Here is a 15,356-nt window from a genome sequence, read left to right on the forward strand (position 1 = left end):
TATCGAGTCATAAAAGCTGATAATTTAACATATTTTTGAGCACTTTTCTTTCACCCAATGGGTGAAAGCTGAATTTCGAAGGAACGCATATTTATCAAGGCTTTGATTATGCTTTTTGAAGTACTGACGTAGAATCTAGGAAGAAGGCAGATCTTACCCTAAATTTGGGGGGAGTGACCATGGATGTACAGGGAATAGAGGGGAAGTCTCGTCCCGGTGAAGTGGTCAACGGCATCTATGAATGGGGGGGCCAAAAGAGCGCCAAGGATCCAAAGTTTTCGTATCAAACGAATGGGGATACTACACGGATTCGTTTTGATTCTGAAAAAAGAACCAGTACCGGTGACAGCAAACTGCAGCTGAACCTTTCTGATTATGTGCTCTATGAAGGTATAAAACTAAATGCCGGAGTTGTCAGCGGAACTATGGATTTCAGCCGACTACGGATTGAAGATTTAGAGATCAATACGGGAGCTAGTGAAATCGAGCTGAGGTTTGGCGATACCGGTGTCGCAACAAAGGTCGATCTTAGTACAGGAGCTACCGATCTGAACCTTATAGTTCCTGAGAATGTGGGCTTGAAAATTGATATGAACGGGATTGCCAGTGAAACAAATTTTGCCGGGGATGGTCTTATCCTAAATTCTAAAGATTGGGTAAGCCCGAATTATCATGAAGCTCAAACTAAACTTGAGTTTGATATCTCCATGGCTGCCGGAAAAGTTAACTTAGAGCGCGTTGTATCATCAGGAGATTCGTCTAAAGATGCTCAATCTACACAAACTAAAACCTGGTAAGAGATCAGCCCCATAGAGTTAATGTAATGGGTCTAAATAGCCCCTCGTTCCCAACAATCCTGATGGAAACGAGGGGCTTAACTCTGCTCTATCGTAACTTATGTCTTAAATTCTTGGCATGTTTTTGCCATAAAAAATCTCAGACATTTCCTTTTTAAGCTTGAGCTTGATTTTGCGCTTATCACCGATGGAAAGCTCTTTTTTTGCTGTGCCGAAGAGGTAGTTGTCCAGATCGAAGTCCTTGATAATCATTTTAGTATGGAAGATATTTTCCTGAAAGACTGTGACATCGATCATTTGGTAAATATCTCGATATTTCCGGTTGATGTAATTTTGGATAGAATTAATCTTATGATCAATGAAAACCTTTCTTCCATCTACATCACGAGTGAATCCGCGAACTCGATAGTCGGCGACAACGATATCCGGCCCAAAGCTCTCAATCAGAAAATTAAGGGCCTTCAGTGGGGAAATCTGTCCGCAGGTGGAGACATCAATATCGGCTCGGAAAGTGGATATTCCACCGTGGGGATGGCTTTCAGGATAGGTATGCACTGTAATATGGCTTTTATCTAAGTGAGCAACCACGGCGTCGGGTAGAGGTCCCTCTTTGTCCGTATAATTGCGTTCGGAGGGATTATCGTCCGAATGCTCAGGATCCATATGTTCTTCCGCAATGAGCATCGTCACGCTAGCCCCTTGGGGATCATAGTCTTGCTTGGCAATATTTAAAATCGTGGCTCCGACGATACGGGCTACCTCTGTGACGATATTGGTTAGTCTCTCAGCATTGTATTCCTCATCAATATATTGGATGTAGGCATCGCGATGTTCTGGCGTTTTAGCGTAGCATATATCATACATATTAAAGCTCAAAGTTTTGGTAAGATTATTAAACCCATAAAGCTTTAGTCTTTTTATCGGTCTTACTTCCAATCTCTACTTCCTCCCAACAGCTTTTAATGGTACTTTCCCTTGAAAACCTCCGAATTATTCCTGATTCAATAGTATATGATGGGGCTATACGCTTTGGCTTTTGAGAAAAAAGAAGGATAATCCTCTTATAAGAAAGAATAGATACCACAAGATTTTTCATATAAGGATACTATAATACAAGTTTCTTTCTGAGGCTAGCATTATTATTTAATATTTCCTGTGCTATTGAAGATAATAGGATAGGACAGGAGCTGGAAATGAGTTTAGGAATAAAGGAGGAAAATATGATGTCTCACCAACTTCCGGAACTACCCTATGCCTACAATGCCCTAGAGCCTTTTTATGACGAGGCCACTGTACGCCTTCATCATGACGCCCATCACAAAACCTATGTGGATGGGCTAAACAATGCGGAGGCAAAGCTTGCGGAAGCTCGCGAAAAAGGAGATTTCTCCTTAGTGAAGCATTGGGAAAGAGAATTAGCCTTCCATGGTTCCGGTCACTTACTGCACACCCTTTTTTGGATGAACATGAGTCCCCAAGGTGGAGGAGCTCCGAGCGACATGTTAGCAGCGAGGATTAATCAAGATTTTAGTTCTTTTGAGAGTTTCAAGAAACAATTCTCAGCGGCCGCTGTAGCCGTTGAAGGTTCAGGTTGGGCGGTCCTTGTCTGGAATGCAGAATTCCAGAGGCTAGAGATATTACAAGCGGAAAAACACCAAAACCTCACCCAATGGGGCGTGACCCCACTTTTGACGGTGGATGTTTGGGAGCATGCTTATTATCTTAGATACCAGAATAAGCGAGCAGCTTGGGTAGAAGCCTGGTGGAATCTTGTCAATTGGATGGATGTAGCTGAACGGTTTGCTAAGGTGAGATGAATTATCTCGCTTTGACTCAAAAATAGAAAGGGCCAGACACTTCAGGAGACTGAAGAGGCACCTTTCTATTTTTTAATTCGAGTTTAAAACCAATGTTTTGGGCAGCCAAGATAATTAGATTCTATTAGTACAAAGTCAAATTGCTGTTAATAATATGTTAAGGTAGCCTAAAGATTTATCGTTGACTAGCATTTTTGCAGAAAACTAATTTTATGCTCTATTATTACTGGATAATCAATCAACTTAACCTTAACTTAACCTTAACTTCATTTTACCTTAACATGATCCGGATAATATGAGAGTATAGAAAATTATAGAAGTTTTGCGCTACTAAGGGATGCTAGTGGAGGATGTCATGGTGAAAATTTTGCTTGTCGAAGATGATGTGATGATTCAAGAGCTTGTCACTTTTAATCTTGAACGGGAAGGGTACACCGTAGAGACCGTTGATGAGGGGAAAAGTGCCTTGGAGTTTCTGAAAAAGGAGAAACCCGATTTGATTCTCTTGGATGTTATGCTATCTGAATTAGACGGCTTTGAAGTATGTAAGGCTATTCGAGCAAATACCGAGACGGCAAACCTACCCATTATTATGCTAAGTGCACGTGATGAAATAGCTGATAAAGTAGTTGGTTTAGAGCTGGGGGCCGATGATTATATCACCAAACCATTCAGCCCCCGGGAATTGTTAGCGCGCATCAAAGCACGGATGCGAGAGGAAAAGCGAAATTCCGTTCCTGAACCGGTTTCACTTACTTGGGGAGACCTGGAAATTTGGCCGGAAAGCTATTTGGTAACGATTAGAGGAGAATATGTAACACTTACAGGAAAGGAATTTGAGCTGCTTCATCTCTTTATGAAACGCCCTAATCAAGTTTTCAACCGCGAGTATCTGTTGCAGAAGGTTTGGGGATATACTATAAGTGGAGATACGAGAACCGTCGATGTCCATATTAGTAACCTGAGGAGTAAGCTTAAAGGCGTTACACCTATTATTGAGTCTGTACGAGGTGTAGGGTATCGTTTAGCAGTTAGCCCAACGAAGACTAAAAATTGCTAATGTTTACAACCTAATAATAAATAGAATCAAGGCCTTATATTGGTGTAAATCTATGTTATAATATATTTCAATTATTATGTATTTCAATTATTAGGTATTTCCACAAAGTACATAAACTCTATTTGACTAAAAACTAAATAGAGAGCATTTTATGATATAAGCATAGTATGAATTGTACTTATATACGGTTCGAAAACTTGTTGTCAGGGAACAGTACTTAATCAAAGGAGGAGCATAAATTGAGTAATCGGAATGTATTTGATAATTCATTGGAAGAGCTCAACCAAAAAGTATTTAAATTAGGCAAAATAGTAAATTCTCGGGTGGATGCTTCTATGCAATCTTTGGTTAAACAGGATTTGGAACTTGCCAATCAAGTGGCAACAGGCGATTTGGAAGTCAACGAACTTCAATCAAAAATCGAAGAAAGTTGTATGCTCTTGATTGCAACCCAACAACCCATGGCTAAGGATTTGCGCAAAATTGTTGCTGCCTTTAAACTTTCTATTAATTTGGAGAGAATTGGCGATTTAGCTGTTGATATAGCAAAACATACGATTCGTACGGGAGAGCAAAAAGCTCTAAAGCCTTTGGTTGATTTGCCAAGAATGGCGGATATTGTCCAACAGATGGTTGTTTTAGGAATTGAAGCTTATAAAATGGAAGACCCAGAAGCTGCTAAAGCTATGGCTCAAATGGATGACGAGGTGGATCATCTCTATGCTCAAGTCTTCCGCGAATTGCTCGTATTTATGATGGAAGATCCGAAAACGATCAGTCAAGCCACTTACCTTATTTTCGTTGGTCGTTTTCTCGAAAGAATGGGAGATTATTGCACCAACATTGCTGAAGAGGTCGTATACGTGGAAACAGGAAAGAGGTCAGATCTTAATCTTTAAAATTTGATTTTTTCAGTGGAACACATTAATAGTCAAGTAAGAAGAGCTAAGCTTTTGTATGAAAGCATTAGCTCTTCTTCTTATTTGATAGAAAATATAAGATTTATAAAGCTAATTACAGTATTCTATAATTCTAATAAGCAAGTAAAATAAAAAAACTACCGCTAAAGCGGCAGCGATGCGAGGAAATTTCCTCATCTATAAAAAAGTAAGAAGGATGTTGTGATTTCCAATATAACAGAAGAATGTTAAGACTGTATATTATGTTTGTTAGAGTTACGTTAATTTACATTAAGTTTACAATTAACAAGCGGAGTACTTACAATCCAATGGTAAAATCACAAAAGATTTTTCTTTTAACCAATTCCCTTAGTTAGGCTAAGGGAATTGGTTATTACATCAAGATTCATATGGATTCATTTTAATTGTAGGAGGAATCATAGCTTGAAATTGAGTAACAGAAAGATTGTCGAAAATCTTAATAAAGACCATATCGAAGCCGTTCAGACCATGGAAAACCTAGTGGGAATAAACATAAAACAAGTCGAAAGTGTTGTGCAAACTAAGGATAAATACCTTGAAATTGCCAAAGCTATAACCGCCACTGAAGATAAAGTTAAATTATCTAATGAATCAAGCTTGAAGATGGATGAAATGCGCTTAGAGGTAGAAGACAGACTACAAAGGGTTGTAAACATATCTGAAGAAAACTCGCACGGCATCGGTGAAGTATCCATGTCAATGGAAGAGCAGGCGGCTTCAGTACAGCAAATAACAAAAGCGTGCGAGATGCTAGATGAATTAGCACGCGATCTTCAGGTGCTCGTTGGGCGTTTTCAAATTGCCTAAAGGCTAAATTATTTGGTGATTTAAATATTAACCTAAACTTTACAATAAGTTAACCTGCAAAAAACAATAGCAGTTTATACTTTGATTATGCAAAGGGTTGTATATTTTCTATTTACATATACAAAACTTCGTTTGCTGAAAGTTCCAAGGTACAGTCTCGAAATATAAAGGGGGTAGTCAGTAACTGGAAGAGGTTAAGTGGAAGGTATCTATTTGTCTAGCCAAAGAAAGATTATTTTTAGATTGTTCAATGATAGTCGAATCAGAAAGTAGATAAATTAGTTTGACATTATACTAGAATTATATTTTAAATTTTAGGAGGGTTTATTAATGTTCAATAAGAAAGTTATTGCGGCAATTGTTAGCTTAGGCCTGGTTTTTAGTTTAGCCGGATGCGGAAAAACTGAAGCTCCTAAGGATCAAACTGGAGCCAATAATCAAGCGCAAGCCGAAAAATTAAGTGGTAGCGTTATCGTCGACGGTTCCGGCACCGTATATCCCCTTATGGCTCATATTGCTGAAAATTATATGACCGAAAAGCAACCGGATGTCAGTGTTCAAGTTGGACGCGCAGGATCCAGTGCTGGATTTAAAAAGTTCATCCCCGGCGAAACTGACCTGTCTGATGCATCCAGAAAAATTAAAGGTTCTGAAGTAGAAGAACTCAAAGCTAAAGGTCTGGAAATGGGCGCCAATGTTATGGAAGTCAAACTCGCTTATGACGGACTGACCGTTGTAATCAACAAAGATAACACTTGGGCAAAAGAAATGACTAAAGACGAAGTTATTAAGATGTTTACTTCTAAAGCAGTAAAAGCAGATGACAAAGTTCTTTGGTCTGATATTCGTACCGATTGGCCGAAAGAAGAAGTTAAATTCTATGGACCAAACGAAAATCATGGAACCTATGAATTCTTCTATGAAAACATCCTCGAGAAAAAAGACCTTGTTGGTTCCGTTAACTTACAACAAGAATACTCTACCTTGGTTGACTTAGTATCACAAGACAAAAACGCCATTGCTTTCTTTGGCTATGGATACTATGCTAGCAACACCGATAAATTACAAGCTGTAGCAATTGATTTTGGTAAAGGTGCGGTTGTTCCTGGACTAGAAACTATTGGTGAAGACCTTGGTTATGCAGGATTTACAAGAATTGTTTATACCTACTTGAACCTGAACTTTGCTAAAGAAAAACCACAAGTCCTCGATTTTGCTAAATTCGTAGTTTCCCCGGAAGGCGCTGCAAAATTAGCTGCAGATAACGGATTTGCTCCCCTACCTGAATCAGTTTATGCAGAGTACACCGCAGCTTTAGAGGCAGTTAAGTAAACAACTTTTATTTTAGGGTTTTAGGGTGGGAATTCAATTAAAATCCCATCCTAAAATTTGTGTTTACAGAAGAATGTCGCAGAGGTGAAGATATGGATGATAAAATAAAGGTAAGAGATATAATCCGTAAGAACATTTCAACAAAAAGGCAGACTTCCGACAAAGTCATGCCGAGCTTCTTTTTGTTAATGGCTTCAGTATCGGTTATAACCACTCTTGGCATTATCGCGGTCTTGGTCGTGGATGCCTCGAAATTTTTCAGTGCAGTTCCCTTAGCGGAGGTATTTAGCACAAAATTAGCTCCCCTAAGTGCAAACCCTTCCTATGGTATATTGCCTTTGATAACCGGAACCCTAATGACGACAATCATTGCCATGATCGTTGCTGTACCGATCGGGCTTGGAGCAGCGATTTACTTAAGTCAATTTGCCTCAGCTAGGTTGCGCAGATTTTTGAAACCTATGATGGAGATTCTAGCGGGTATTCCAACCATCGTGTATGGTTTTTTTGCCTATTCTTTTGTAACTCCGTTGCTGATGAATGTGATTCCATCTCTCCAAGCTAAAAACGCTTTGAGCCCGGGAATTGTCATGGGAATTATGATTATTCCTATGGTAGCTTCCTTGTCAGAGGATGCGATGAATTCAGTGCCGGAGATCATGCGGGAAGGTGCACTGGGTTTGGGATCAACAAAGCTGGAAACGACTTTCAATGTTGTTATACCTGCCGCTATCTCTGGAATTATGGCTTCCGTTGTCTTGGGGATATCGAGAGCAATCGGCGAGACCATGATTGTTACCATTGCGAGTGGAAGCTCTAAGAATTTTACCCTTGATATAACTCAATCTATGCAGACCATGACCGCTTACATTGTCGAATTTACGAGCGGAGACGCAGGTAGCGGAACACTAGGGTACTACAGTCTCTATGCCGTGGGATTATTGCTATTTGTCTTTACCTTGCTGATTAACCTTCTAGCCCAGTATATATCCCGTAAATACAGAGAGGTGTATTGATGATGAGTCATGAAATACCAAGGATAAAAATTGATAGCAAGCTCATTGAAAAAAGAATAATGTTAAATAACATTTTTAAGTATATTTTCTCCTTTTCAACCGTATTCTCTATCTTGGTATTGGGAGTTCTCTTATACGAAGTTGGGTCGGATAGTATTGGCTGGCTTGACCTACAATTCCTGACGAGCAATCTTTCGATATTTCCACATAAAGCCGGAATATACGGAGCAATCATTGGTACAATATTGATGATGCTCATTGTTATCCCCGTAACGACGTTATTGGGTGTTTCGACAGCCATATATCTGGAAGAATACGCTAAAAAGGGTAGACTTCAGTATTACATCAATGTTAATATCTCTAATCTTGCCAGTGTTCCTTCCGTTATCTTTGGACTCCTCGGTTTAACCTTGTTTGGCAGACTTATGAATCTGGGGTCGAGCATTTTAGCTGGAGGCCTTACCATGTCTCTTTTAGTACTGCCAATCGTCGTTGTTGCTGCTCAAGAAGCTATAAGAGCCGTGCCTGGATTTTTAAGGGAGGCCTCTTATGCGATGGGTGCTGATAAATGGACCACCGTGCGTAAGGTCGTACTCCCCGTGGCTTTGCCGGGAATTTTGACCGGCACGATTTTGGCAATGTCCAGAGCCATTGGCGAAACAGCTCCTTTAGTTGTCTTAGGAATCCCGACTCTAATCATGAAAATTCCTTCTTCATTGATGGATGATTTTACCGTTTTGCCGATCCAGATTTATTATTGGACACTGGATGCCGTACTAAAACCGGAATACGCTAATCTAGCGGCGGCCACAATCGTCGTCTTGCTCATAATCCTGTTCCTCATGAACTCAGTAGCGATTATCATTCGAAACAAATTCCAACAAAGATTCTAACAGGAGGAATTTAATTGACGAACATAATAAGTAAGGAAGAACATGTTGTATTTGATGTTAAAGGGCTTAACTTATGGTATGGTGAAAATCAAGCGCTTAAGAACATCAATTTAGAAATTGAAAATAATAAAGTGACTGCAATCATTGGCCCTTCCGGCTGCGGAAAGTCGACGTTCATCAAGACGTTGAACAGAATGATTGAAAATGTCCCTAGTGTTAAAACGACTGGTGAAATCATTTACCAAGGGCAAGATATTTTTGATAAATCGGTGCGTGTGGAAGAGCTTCGGACTAAGGTTGGCATGGTTTTCCAAAAACCAAACCCCTTTCCAAAATCAGTTTTTGCCAATGTAGTTTATGGCCCAAGAATCCATGGTATTAAGGATAAGAAAATGCTCATGGAAATCGCTGAGAAAAGCTTGAGAGATGCAGCTCTGTGGGATGAAGTAAAGGATCGCTTAAATGATAATGCCTACGGTCTGTCTGGCGGTCAGCAACAACGTCTGTGTATCGCTAGATGTTTAGCAGTACAGCCTGATGTCATTTTGATGGATGAACCCACTTCGGCACTTGATCCGATTGCAACCTATAAGATTGAAGAACTCATGGAAAGTTTAAAGAAAGACTACACGATCGCCATCGTAACTCACTCGATGCAACAAGCGGCCAGGATATCTGACAAAACAGCATTCTTCCTCATGGGCGATCTTATCGAGTTTGATAAGACAACGGAGATTTTTTCTAACCCTAAAGATAAGCGAACTGAGGATTATATTACCGGAAGAATAGGTTAAAATGAAATGACCTTGGTGGAAAGTGAATAACTTTCAGCCAAGGTCATTTTTTAACACAGGATTAACCCATGTTTGTCACCTGCCTTTTGCTACTATTTAATCCCTTTCTTGCAGGGTCACCTTAATCATGTCGCCAGGTTGTTTGCCGATCTTTGCCCGAATATCTTTGCGAATCCCGATGATATGGCAAGGGGTTCTCATTTTGACCAGACTTCCCTTGTACACTTCGTCGTCGAAAGTTGCAGTAACAGGCACGCGGCCTTTTCCAAACTCCGCCTTCACATCGAAGGGTATTTCTACATAGGCTCCGTCGATATCCGGCACTTTTTTGATCACGGCTTCAAATTCATAGATCTTACCCACAAAGTTACCTCCCTGATTTAATAAGTATTTTTATCGGTGAAATGGCCCTGGGATTGTCTACAAATCCTTATGGATTGAATGCTTTTTCGATCCTCTCAAGCATCTTCTCCTCGAAATCATCTTCATGCAAAGATTTTTTGGTAACGCGAATGGTAAAGATTCGGTCTTTACGAAGATAGCTATAGAGAATCTGGGCCTCGTCTACTTCCTGTCGCGATAACTCTCGAAGGCTTCCTTGATCGGCAAGTAGCTTTTTATGGGCTGAATTAAGAAAATGCCTGATATCTGCTCTGCATTCGGTTGGTAAATAATGCGGTTTGATAGAATTATCAAGGTCAAAAATCATACTTGATAATAGTTTGTTGCCTTTGATCAAATATACTTTTACCTTTGTCTTTTTGTCATGTAGAAATTCCAGCGCTAGGAGACTTGTATTGCAGCGCGTTGAGTTGAGGAACTTTTGCCGACCTTGTATATAGTATAACCCTAATTGATATTCTCGATAACGAGCTGCTTTCTCGAAGTCTAGATCCGCAATAGCCTTTACTAATTGGCCATTGATTTCCTTCATGGCCCCTTTGTCACGCCCTTCGATGACCCGACAAAATGCCTGTAAATGGGCCTTATATTCTTCAGGGCTAACTTTACTGGTGCATACACCGAGACAGGTGTTCAATTGCCGGTAGAGACAACCGCTGTTCCTTTTGGCTAACCCTGGGCTGGTACATTTGCGGATCAAAAAGTTATCCTTTAGGTACAGCATAGCTGTTTCAACTCGGGAGCGGCTATTAAATGGGCCATAATAGAACGCTGAATCGTCTTTTCGTTCCTGCACAATCTCCGGCTTAGGAAAGGTTTCAGCAGGGATTTTAATATAGACATAGTTTTGGTCGTTTTTCATCTGGCGATTATAACGTGGCCTGAGCTCTTTAATTGCTCGGCATTCCTCGAGGAGGGCGTCCAGCTCCGTATCTAAAACCCGATGCTCAAAATTCGTGATATGTTGAATCATTTCTTCTACTTTGGGGTCCCGATTTTTTTCTGAGCGAAAATATTGGGTGACTCTGCTCCTGAGGTCTTTGGCTTTACCCACATAGATAATATTGCCCAAAGAATCCTGCATCAGGTAGATTCCGGGTTTTTCTGGTAGGCACTTTGCTTTATCTTTCAACATTGATTTGTTGTTTAATGGCATTCCAATACCCCAACCTCCCTAGAAACCTCAAGTAATGGAAGTGACAATTATGAAAGAATTGCCTAATTCTCCCTCACCAGATATAATTTAGCTATTAGCAATCTAAATCTTCAAGATACTTCGATTTCCGACAGCACAACTTCCCCTCGAAGGCGAAGTTCCTGATGCACCCGGGACTTATTTTTCATGCCTATGGGGTGCTAAGCAAGCTATATAGAAGTCTGATATGCTGAGAAAGTAGGTCACGCAATGTTCGATTATCAAGGTTGGAAACCCCATTTTCTTGCCACTGGGGTAGGAAGTCTACCTTACGAAAATCCCATCACTGCTTTAGAGCAAATATGGAAAGCCGCACCTAAAGCACCCCATTGGCCACAGCTTCCACAATTAGGGGCGGAGAGCTCCTTCGTCGGACAATATTTAAAGGTGCTCGTGGATACAGGTTGTATAGAAGGGTTTGAACACCCCCGCTTTCAAGGTGAGGCTCCTGATTGGGCTGACCGTATGGCAAGATTTTATGAACGCTATCTTCAAGCTGAGTCAGGAGATCAAGAGGCTCTTGAAGGGTTTGGTTTCACTGACGACGGAGGATTTGGCTTTAATGAGTTTTACAAGGAGCTTCAACAAAAAGGTCCTATGGGAGCGCAAATCTTAAAAGGTCAGCTAAGCGGTTCTGTCACCCTTGGCATGCAAATTACTGATCAGAACCGCAGAGCTGCTTACTATGATGAGTTTCAACGGGATATCCTTGTTAAGTCTTTGAGACTCCACGCTCGTTGGCAGACCAGAAAGCTAGCTCAGTTTGGATTACCTGTTTTGATATCCATCGATGACCCTAGTCTTTATGGCTATGGTTCCTCAACCTATCTTACGTTGGATCGGAGCACCCTCATAAGAGATATCAATGAAATCGCGGAAGGAATTCTCGATGAAGGTGGGATACCGGGTGTCCATGTATGCGCTGGAATGGATTGGACCCTGTTATTTGATTCCAAAATTAAGGTGGTTAACTTTGATGCCTATGAATACATGACAAGCATGGCTGTAGTAGCCGGGCAGCTTGAAGAGTTTCTCCAACGAGGCGGCATTCTATCTTGGGGCATTGTACCTACTTCCACAAAAGCTTGGCAAGAATCTGCTGAAAGTCTGAAAGCGCGTCTTGAGAACAATATCAAAGAATTGGTCAGGCGGGGAGTTAATGAAGAAAGGTTGCGGTGCCAAAGTATGCTTACCCCAAGCTGCGGCACAGGTACGCTAAATATCGGTTTGTCAGAAAGAATTTATGGGCTTTTGCAGGAATTAAGCTCGGCTTATACTGTCTAAAACGTGCTCACCTATTTATCGTATTATTTCACACAATATATCGTTCCTGCAACTAGAGGATAATGAATGCAGATAACAATGAGGAGGGATGACTTTGTCTGGTAAGTATTCTTCTAGTAAAATTGAAGTAAATAAAGAATCCAAAGAAAAAATGGTTTTAGCCATCAAAAACTATTTTTCAAAGGAACGAGATGAGGAATTAGGAGATTTAGCAGCGGGCTTTATTTTGGATTTTTTTATTGAAGAGATAGCACCTTCTATTTATAATCAAGGCGTTTATGATTCGTATAGATATATGGAGGAAAGAACAGAAGATTTATTAGGAATTATGAAAGATAAGCTGAGGATGCAACTATAGAAAAAATAAAGAGGTGTTTTTTTGTGATTAGAGTCATTGCAGTTATCAAAGAACGGCATAGAACATTAGGGTATCGCTTACTTGATGAGATTACCTCCACAGTTCAGGATATGGGGGCAGCTGGTGCATTTGAATACATTAAGGAGCATGGATGTCGAAATGCCCATTTTAAAGGGGTAGCACTGGTTGCCGATGAAGGCACGATAGAAATGCTGCCTGTCATTGACTCTCATACTAAAAGTTGTATAAAAAATGATAAATATATTATCGTGGGCACTTTTAAAGAGGGAGATCGGATTACTTCAATACGAGTAACCGATTATTCGGGAAGCATTTCAGATATTGAAGTAAAGCAACTCATCATGTTAGAGGATAAAGGGTTTTGCAACGCAAGAGTGCAAAATGTGGGGGAAAAGAAGGCTATTAAACCTCTGGATTTGCCCTGGCCAGTCTTAAGGTGGACACCTGTAAAGTGAGGGATAATATGACCTTAGCACCCAATAAACAGCTTTATTAATACAGGCAATAACCTTACTCCCGCCCGTACAAAGTTACTATGATGTTAATTATTGATCGGAGGGGGCTGACGATGGAAACGAATTACCGAGTTGCCTATGATAAGTTCTGGCAGGATATAAAGAAACGAGAACCTGAAGGGATTACTTCAACGCGAACCGTATCTTATGATGGAGATACAAAGCAATTTGTGGTCATGTTTTTTGATCGAGAGATTATCGTAGATAGCAACTATGAAACAGTTTATCGGAAAAGCGATGGACATCATCTAGATATAATGAATGCAATTATAGTGCTTAATTATTTAGCTTATGCGCAGCCGTTATTAGAAGTAGAGTCTAGGTGGGTGAGCATCAAGGAGATACCCGGAGGGATGATTTTTTATTCAGCCTTTTTAAAGACTGCAATCGCACCATTGATCGAGGCCTTTGGCCATCAAGCTGAGCTCTTAAAAACTGTGGGGGCCTCCTTAGGAGGTCAACCAGCATACATGGGAAATTCTTCTGTCGTTTTTAAGGCGTTTCCGGAGATCCCGGTAGGTGTGGTCATCTGGGAAGGGGATGAAGAGGTTAAAGCCAATGCCACAATTCTCTTTGATCCTTCAATAGAGCCCATGTTACATAGCGAAAGCATTATTGGCCTCGGGATTTCCTTAGCGGCTCAACTACATAAAAGGGCAGCTGGGTTTAAGTCAATACCTAGGACAACTTAGGAAGCAGTTTGGTCAACAGGATATTGTTACCTTAAGATCGATGGTAGTGGAGATTGAAGTATAGATTGAAGTATAGATAAGGGGCAAAAATTAATGAAACTAGAATGGCGAAAGCAAGAAAAAGATTTGTATCTTCCTAAAGAGAAGCCTGTACTTATCACCGTTCCTCAACAAAAGTTCCTCATGATTCGAGGCCAAGGTAATCCTAACCAAGAAGATTTTGCTGAACGGGTGGCAGTGCTTTATTCTTTAGCCTATGCGGTCCGTATGATGCCTAAACAAGGCTATACCCCTGAAGGGTACACTGAGTACACAGTATATCCCTTGGAAGGGGTATGGGATCTGACAGAAACAGGGAGAAAGCTGGATACTCTTAATAAGGGTGAGCTAGTCTATACCATCATGATCAGACAGCCGGATTTTGTAACCAAAGATGTGGTTGAGAGAGCCTTGGAAAGTGTGAGAAAAAAGAAACATCACCCATTACTGGATGAAGTCGTATTTGGCAACACCGAAGAAGGACTATCCGTACAGATTCTCCATGTTGGTTCATATGATGATGAACCGAGAAGCTTCGAACTCATGAAGGAATTTATTAAGAATAACAATCTGGAGAGAACAACCTTACTGCACAAAGAAATCTATCTGACCGATGCGAGAAAGGTCGAACCAGGGAAGTTAAAAACCGTTTTGAGATATTGGGTAAAGCCACAGAACTTTTTACATTAACCTGCAAATTTATAACCCACACCCCAAACTGTCAGAACGTATTCGGGTCGACCGGGATCTAACTCGATTTTTTCCCTTACTTTGCGTATAAAGACAGTGATCGTGCCAGAGTCTCCGAGATATCTTTCTCCCCACAAGTTGTCAAAGAGTTGTTGACGTGTAAACACCTGGCCAGGGTGATTGGCCATAAATGAAAGGAGTTCGAATTCTTTTGAAGTTAGATCAACTTTCTTGCCACGCACGATGACTTCAAAGGTTTTGTTGTTGATCTCTAAGTCCTTAAAGACGATACGGTCTTTATCTTCTGGAGAACTCTCGGCAAGTGTTCGAAAGGCTCTCCGGAACATGGCCTTCATGCGCAGAGCTAGTTCGATGGGGCTAAAGGGCTTAGTCATATAGTCATCTGCTCCCATATTAAAGCCCACGCTTTTATCTACAATATCCCCTTTGGCAGAAAGGAGAATGATGGGTACAGCGCTTACTTTGCGTATTCGACGGCAGACTTCAAATCCATCCACTTCAGGTAGCATCACGTCCAGAATGATCAAATCTGGGTTCTCCTGGGTAAACATTTGTAATGCTTTTTCTCCGTCAGCAGCATAGCAAAAGTTATACCCTTCTTTTTGAGCAAGGTGAGCAACTACTTTGCGTATACTGTCTTCATCGTCTACTAGCATTATCTTCATTTGCTTTTCCATAGTTT

18 protein-coding genes are annotated in these 15,356 nt (G+C 40.7%); 14 read left to right on the top strand and 4 right to left on the bottom strand.

Annotated elements, in window-relative coordinates; genetic code table 11:
- Positions 1–179: 179 nt before the first annotated feature.
- Positions 180–797, top strand: a complete 618-nt coding sequence (locus AAC978_RS05125; RefSeq protein WP_341546948.1) for a LiaF domain-containing protein — start codon at positions 180–182, stop codon at positions 795–797.
- Between the two features lie 105 nt (positions 798–902).
- Here AAC978_RS05125 and speD read toward each other — a convergent pair whose 3' ends face one another.
- On the bottom strand, positions 903–1,733 hold the full coding sequence (speD, locus tag AAC978_RS05130) for an adenosylmethionine decarboxylase (RefSeq protein WP_341546949.1): 831 nt from the start codon (positions 1,731–1,733) through the stop codon (positions 903–905).
- Between the two features lie 287 nt (positions 1,734–2,020).
- On the opposite strand from speD, the gene AAC978_RS05135 reads away from it, so the two are divergent.
- From AAC978_RS05135 to pstB, 8 genes are all read left to right on the top strand, one after another.
- Positions 2,021–2,614, top strand: a complete 594-nt coding sequence (locus tag AAC978_RS05135) for a superoxide dismutase (protein WP_341547198.1) — start codon at positions 2,021–2,023, stop codon at positions 2,612–2,614.
- Between the two features lie 355 nt (positions 2,615–2,969).
- Positions 2,970–3,674, top strand: a complete 705-nt coding sequence (locus tag AAC978_RS05140; protein ID WP_341546950.1) for a response regulator transcription factor — start codon at positions 2,970–2,972, stop codon at positions 3,672–3,674.
- A gap of 239 nt (positions 3,675–3,913) precedes the next feature.
- Positions 3,914–4,573 (top strand): phosphate signaling complex protein PhoU, encoded by a 660-nt coding sequence (phoU, locus tag AAC978_RS05145; protein WP_341546951.1) that lies wholly within the window; start codon positions 3,914–3,916, stop codon positions 4,571–4,573.
- Between the two features lie 444 nt (positions 4,574–5,017).
- Entirely contained in the window at positions 5,018–5,422 is a 405-nt protein-coding gene (locus AAC978_RS05150) for a hypothetical protein (RefSeq protein WP_341546952.1), read from the top strand.
- Positions 5,423–5,752: 330 nt separating this feature from the next.
- The gene (locus AAC978_RS05155; RefSeq protein ID WP_341546953.1) at positions 5,753–6,754 is read left to right on the top strand and encodes a PstS family phosphate ABC transporter substrate-binding protein; all 1,002 of its coding nucleotides are present in this window, start codon (positions 5,753–5,755) and stop codon (positions 6,752–6,754) included.
- Positions 6,755–6,846: 92 nt separating this feature from the next.
- Positions 6,847–7,770: a phosphate ABC transporter permease subunit PstC gene (pstC, locus tag AAC978_RS05160; protein ID WP_341546954.1), complete on the top strand. Its 924-nt coding sequence runs from the start codon at positions 6,847–6,849 to the stop codon at positions 7,768–7,770.
- Positions 7,770–8,663, top strand: coding sequence for a phosphate ABC transporter permease PstA (gene pstA, locus AAC978_RS05165; RefSeq protein WP_341546955.1), 894 nt, complete (start codon positions 7,770–7,772; stop codon positions 8,661–8,663). The genes pstC and pstA overlap by 1 nt, the downstream gene beginning before the upstream one ends.
- A 14-nt stretch (positions 8,664–8,677) precedes the next feature.
- Positions 8,678–9,457, top strand: coding sequence for a phosphate ABC transporter ATP-binding protein PstB (gene pstB / locus AAC978_RS05170; RefSeq protein ID WP_341546956.1), 780 nt, complete (start codon positions 8,678–8,680; stop codon positions 9,455–9,457).
- Between the two features lie 96 nt (positions 9,458–9,553).
- Here pstB and AAC978_RS05175 read toward each other — a convergent pair whose 3' ends face one another.
- The gene (locus AAC978_RS05175) at positions 9,554–9,820 is read right to left on the bottom strand and encodes a DUF1905 domain-containing protein (protein ID WP_341546957.1); all 267 of its coding nucleotides are present in this window, start codon (positions 9,818–9,820) and stop codon (positions 9,554–9,556) included.
- A gap of 67 nt (positions 9,821–9,887) precedes the next feature.
- Entirely contained in the window at positions 9,888–10,994 is a 1,107-nt protein-coding gene (locus tag AAC978_RS05180; protein ID WP_341546958.1) for a GIY-YIG nuclease family protein, read from the bottom strand.
- Between the two features lie 270 nt (positions 10,995–11,264).
- Between AAC978_RS05180 and AAC978_RS05185 the strand changes: the two genes are divergently transcribed.
- From AAC978_RS05185 to AAC978_RS05205, 5 genes are all read left to right on the top strand, one after another.
- Positions 11,265–12,338, top strand: coding sequence for a methionine synthase (locus AAC978_RS05185; protein ID WP_341546959.1), 1,074 nt, complete (start codon positions 11,265–11,267; stop codon positions 12,336–12,338).
- Between the two features lie 88 nt (positions 12,339–12,426).
- Positions 12,427–12,696 carry a DUF2164 domain-containing protein gene (locus AAC978_RS05190; protein WP_341546960.1) on the top strand — a complete coding sequence of 90 codons (270 nt, stop codon included), beginning with the start codon at positions 12,427–12,429 and terminating at the stop codon, positions 12,694–12,696.
- Positions 12,697–12,719: 23 nt separating this feature from the next.
- Positions 12,720–13,172, top strand: coding sequence for a hypothetical protein (locus AAC978_RS05195; protein ID WP_341546961.1), 453 nt, complete (start codon positions 12,720–12,722; stop codon positions 13,170–13,172).
- 113 nt (positions 13,173–13,285) lie between these two features.
- Complete coding sequence (locus tag AAC978_RS05200; RefSeq protein ID WP_341546962.1) at positions 13,286–13,924, top strand: DUF3786 domain-containing protein; 639 nt, start codon at positions 13,286–13,288, stop codon at positions 13,922–13,924.
- A 93-nt stretch (positions 13,925–14,017) separates the two neighbouring features.
- Positions 14,018–14,653 (top strand): GyrI-like domain-containing protein, encoded by a 636-nt coding sequence (locus AAC978_RS05205; RefSeq protein ID WP_341546963.1) that lies wholly within the window; start codon positions 14,018–14,020, stop codon positions 14,651–14,653.
- On the opposite strand, the gene AAC978_RS05210 is transcribed toward AAC978_RS05205, so the two are convergent.
- The gene (locus AAC978_RS05210) at positions 14,650–15,351 is read right to left on the bottom strand and encodes a response regulator transcription factor (protein WP_341546964.1); all 702 of its coding nucleotides are present in this window, start codon (positions 15,349–15,351) and stop codon (positions 14,650–14,652) included. The two genes, AAC978_RS05205 and AAC978_RS05210, sit on opposite strands and share 4 nt — an antisense overlap.
- Positions 15,352–15,356: the final 5 nt, after the last annotated feature.

The organism is Desulfitobacterium sp. THU1 (assembly GCF_038181555.1).
Classification (GTDB): Bacteria; Bacillota; Desulfitobacteriia; order Desulfitobacteriales; family Desulfitobacteriaceae; genus Desulfitobacterium.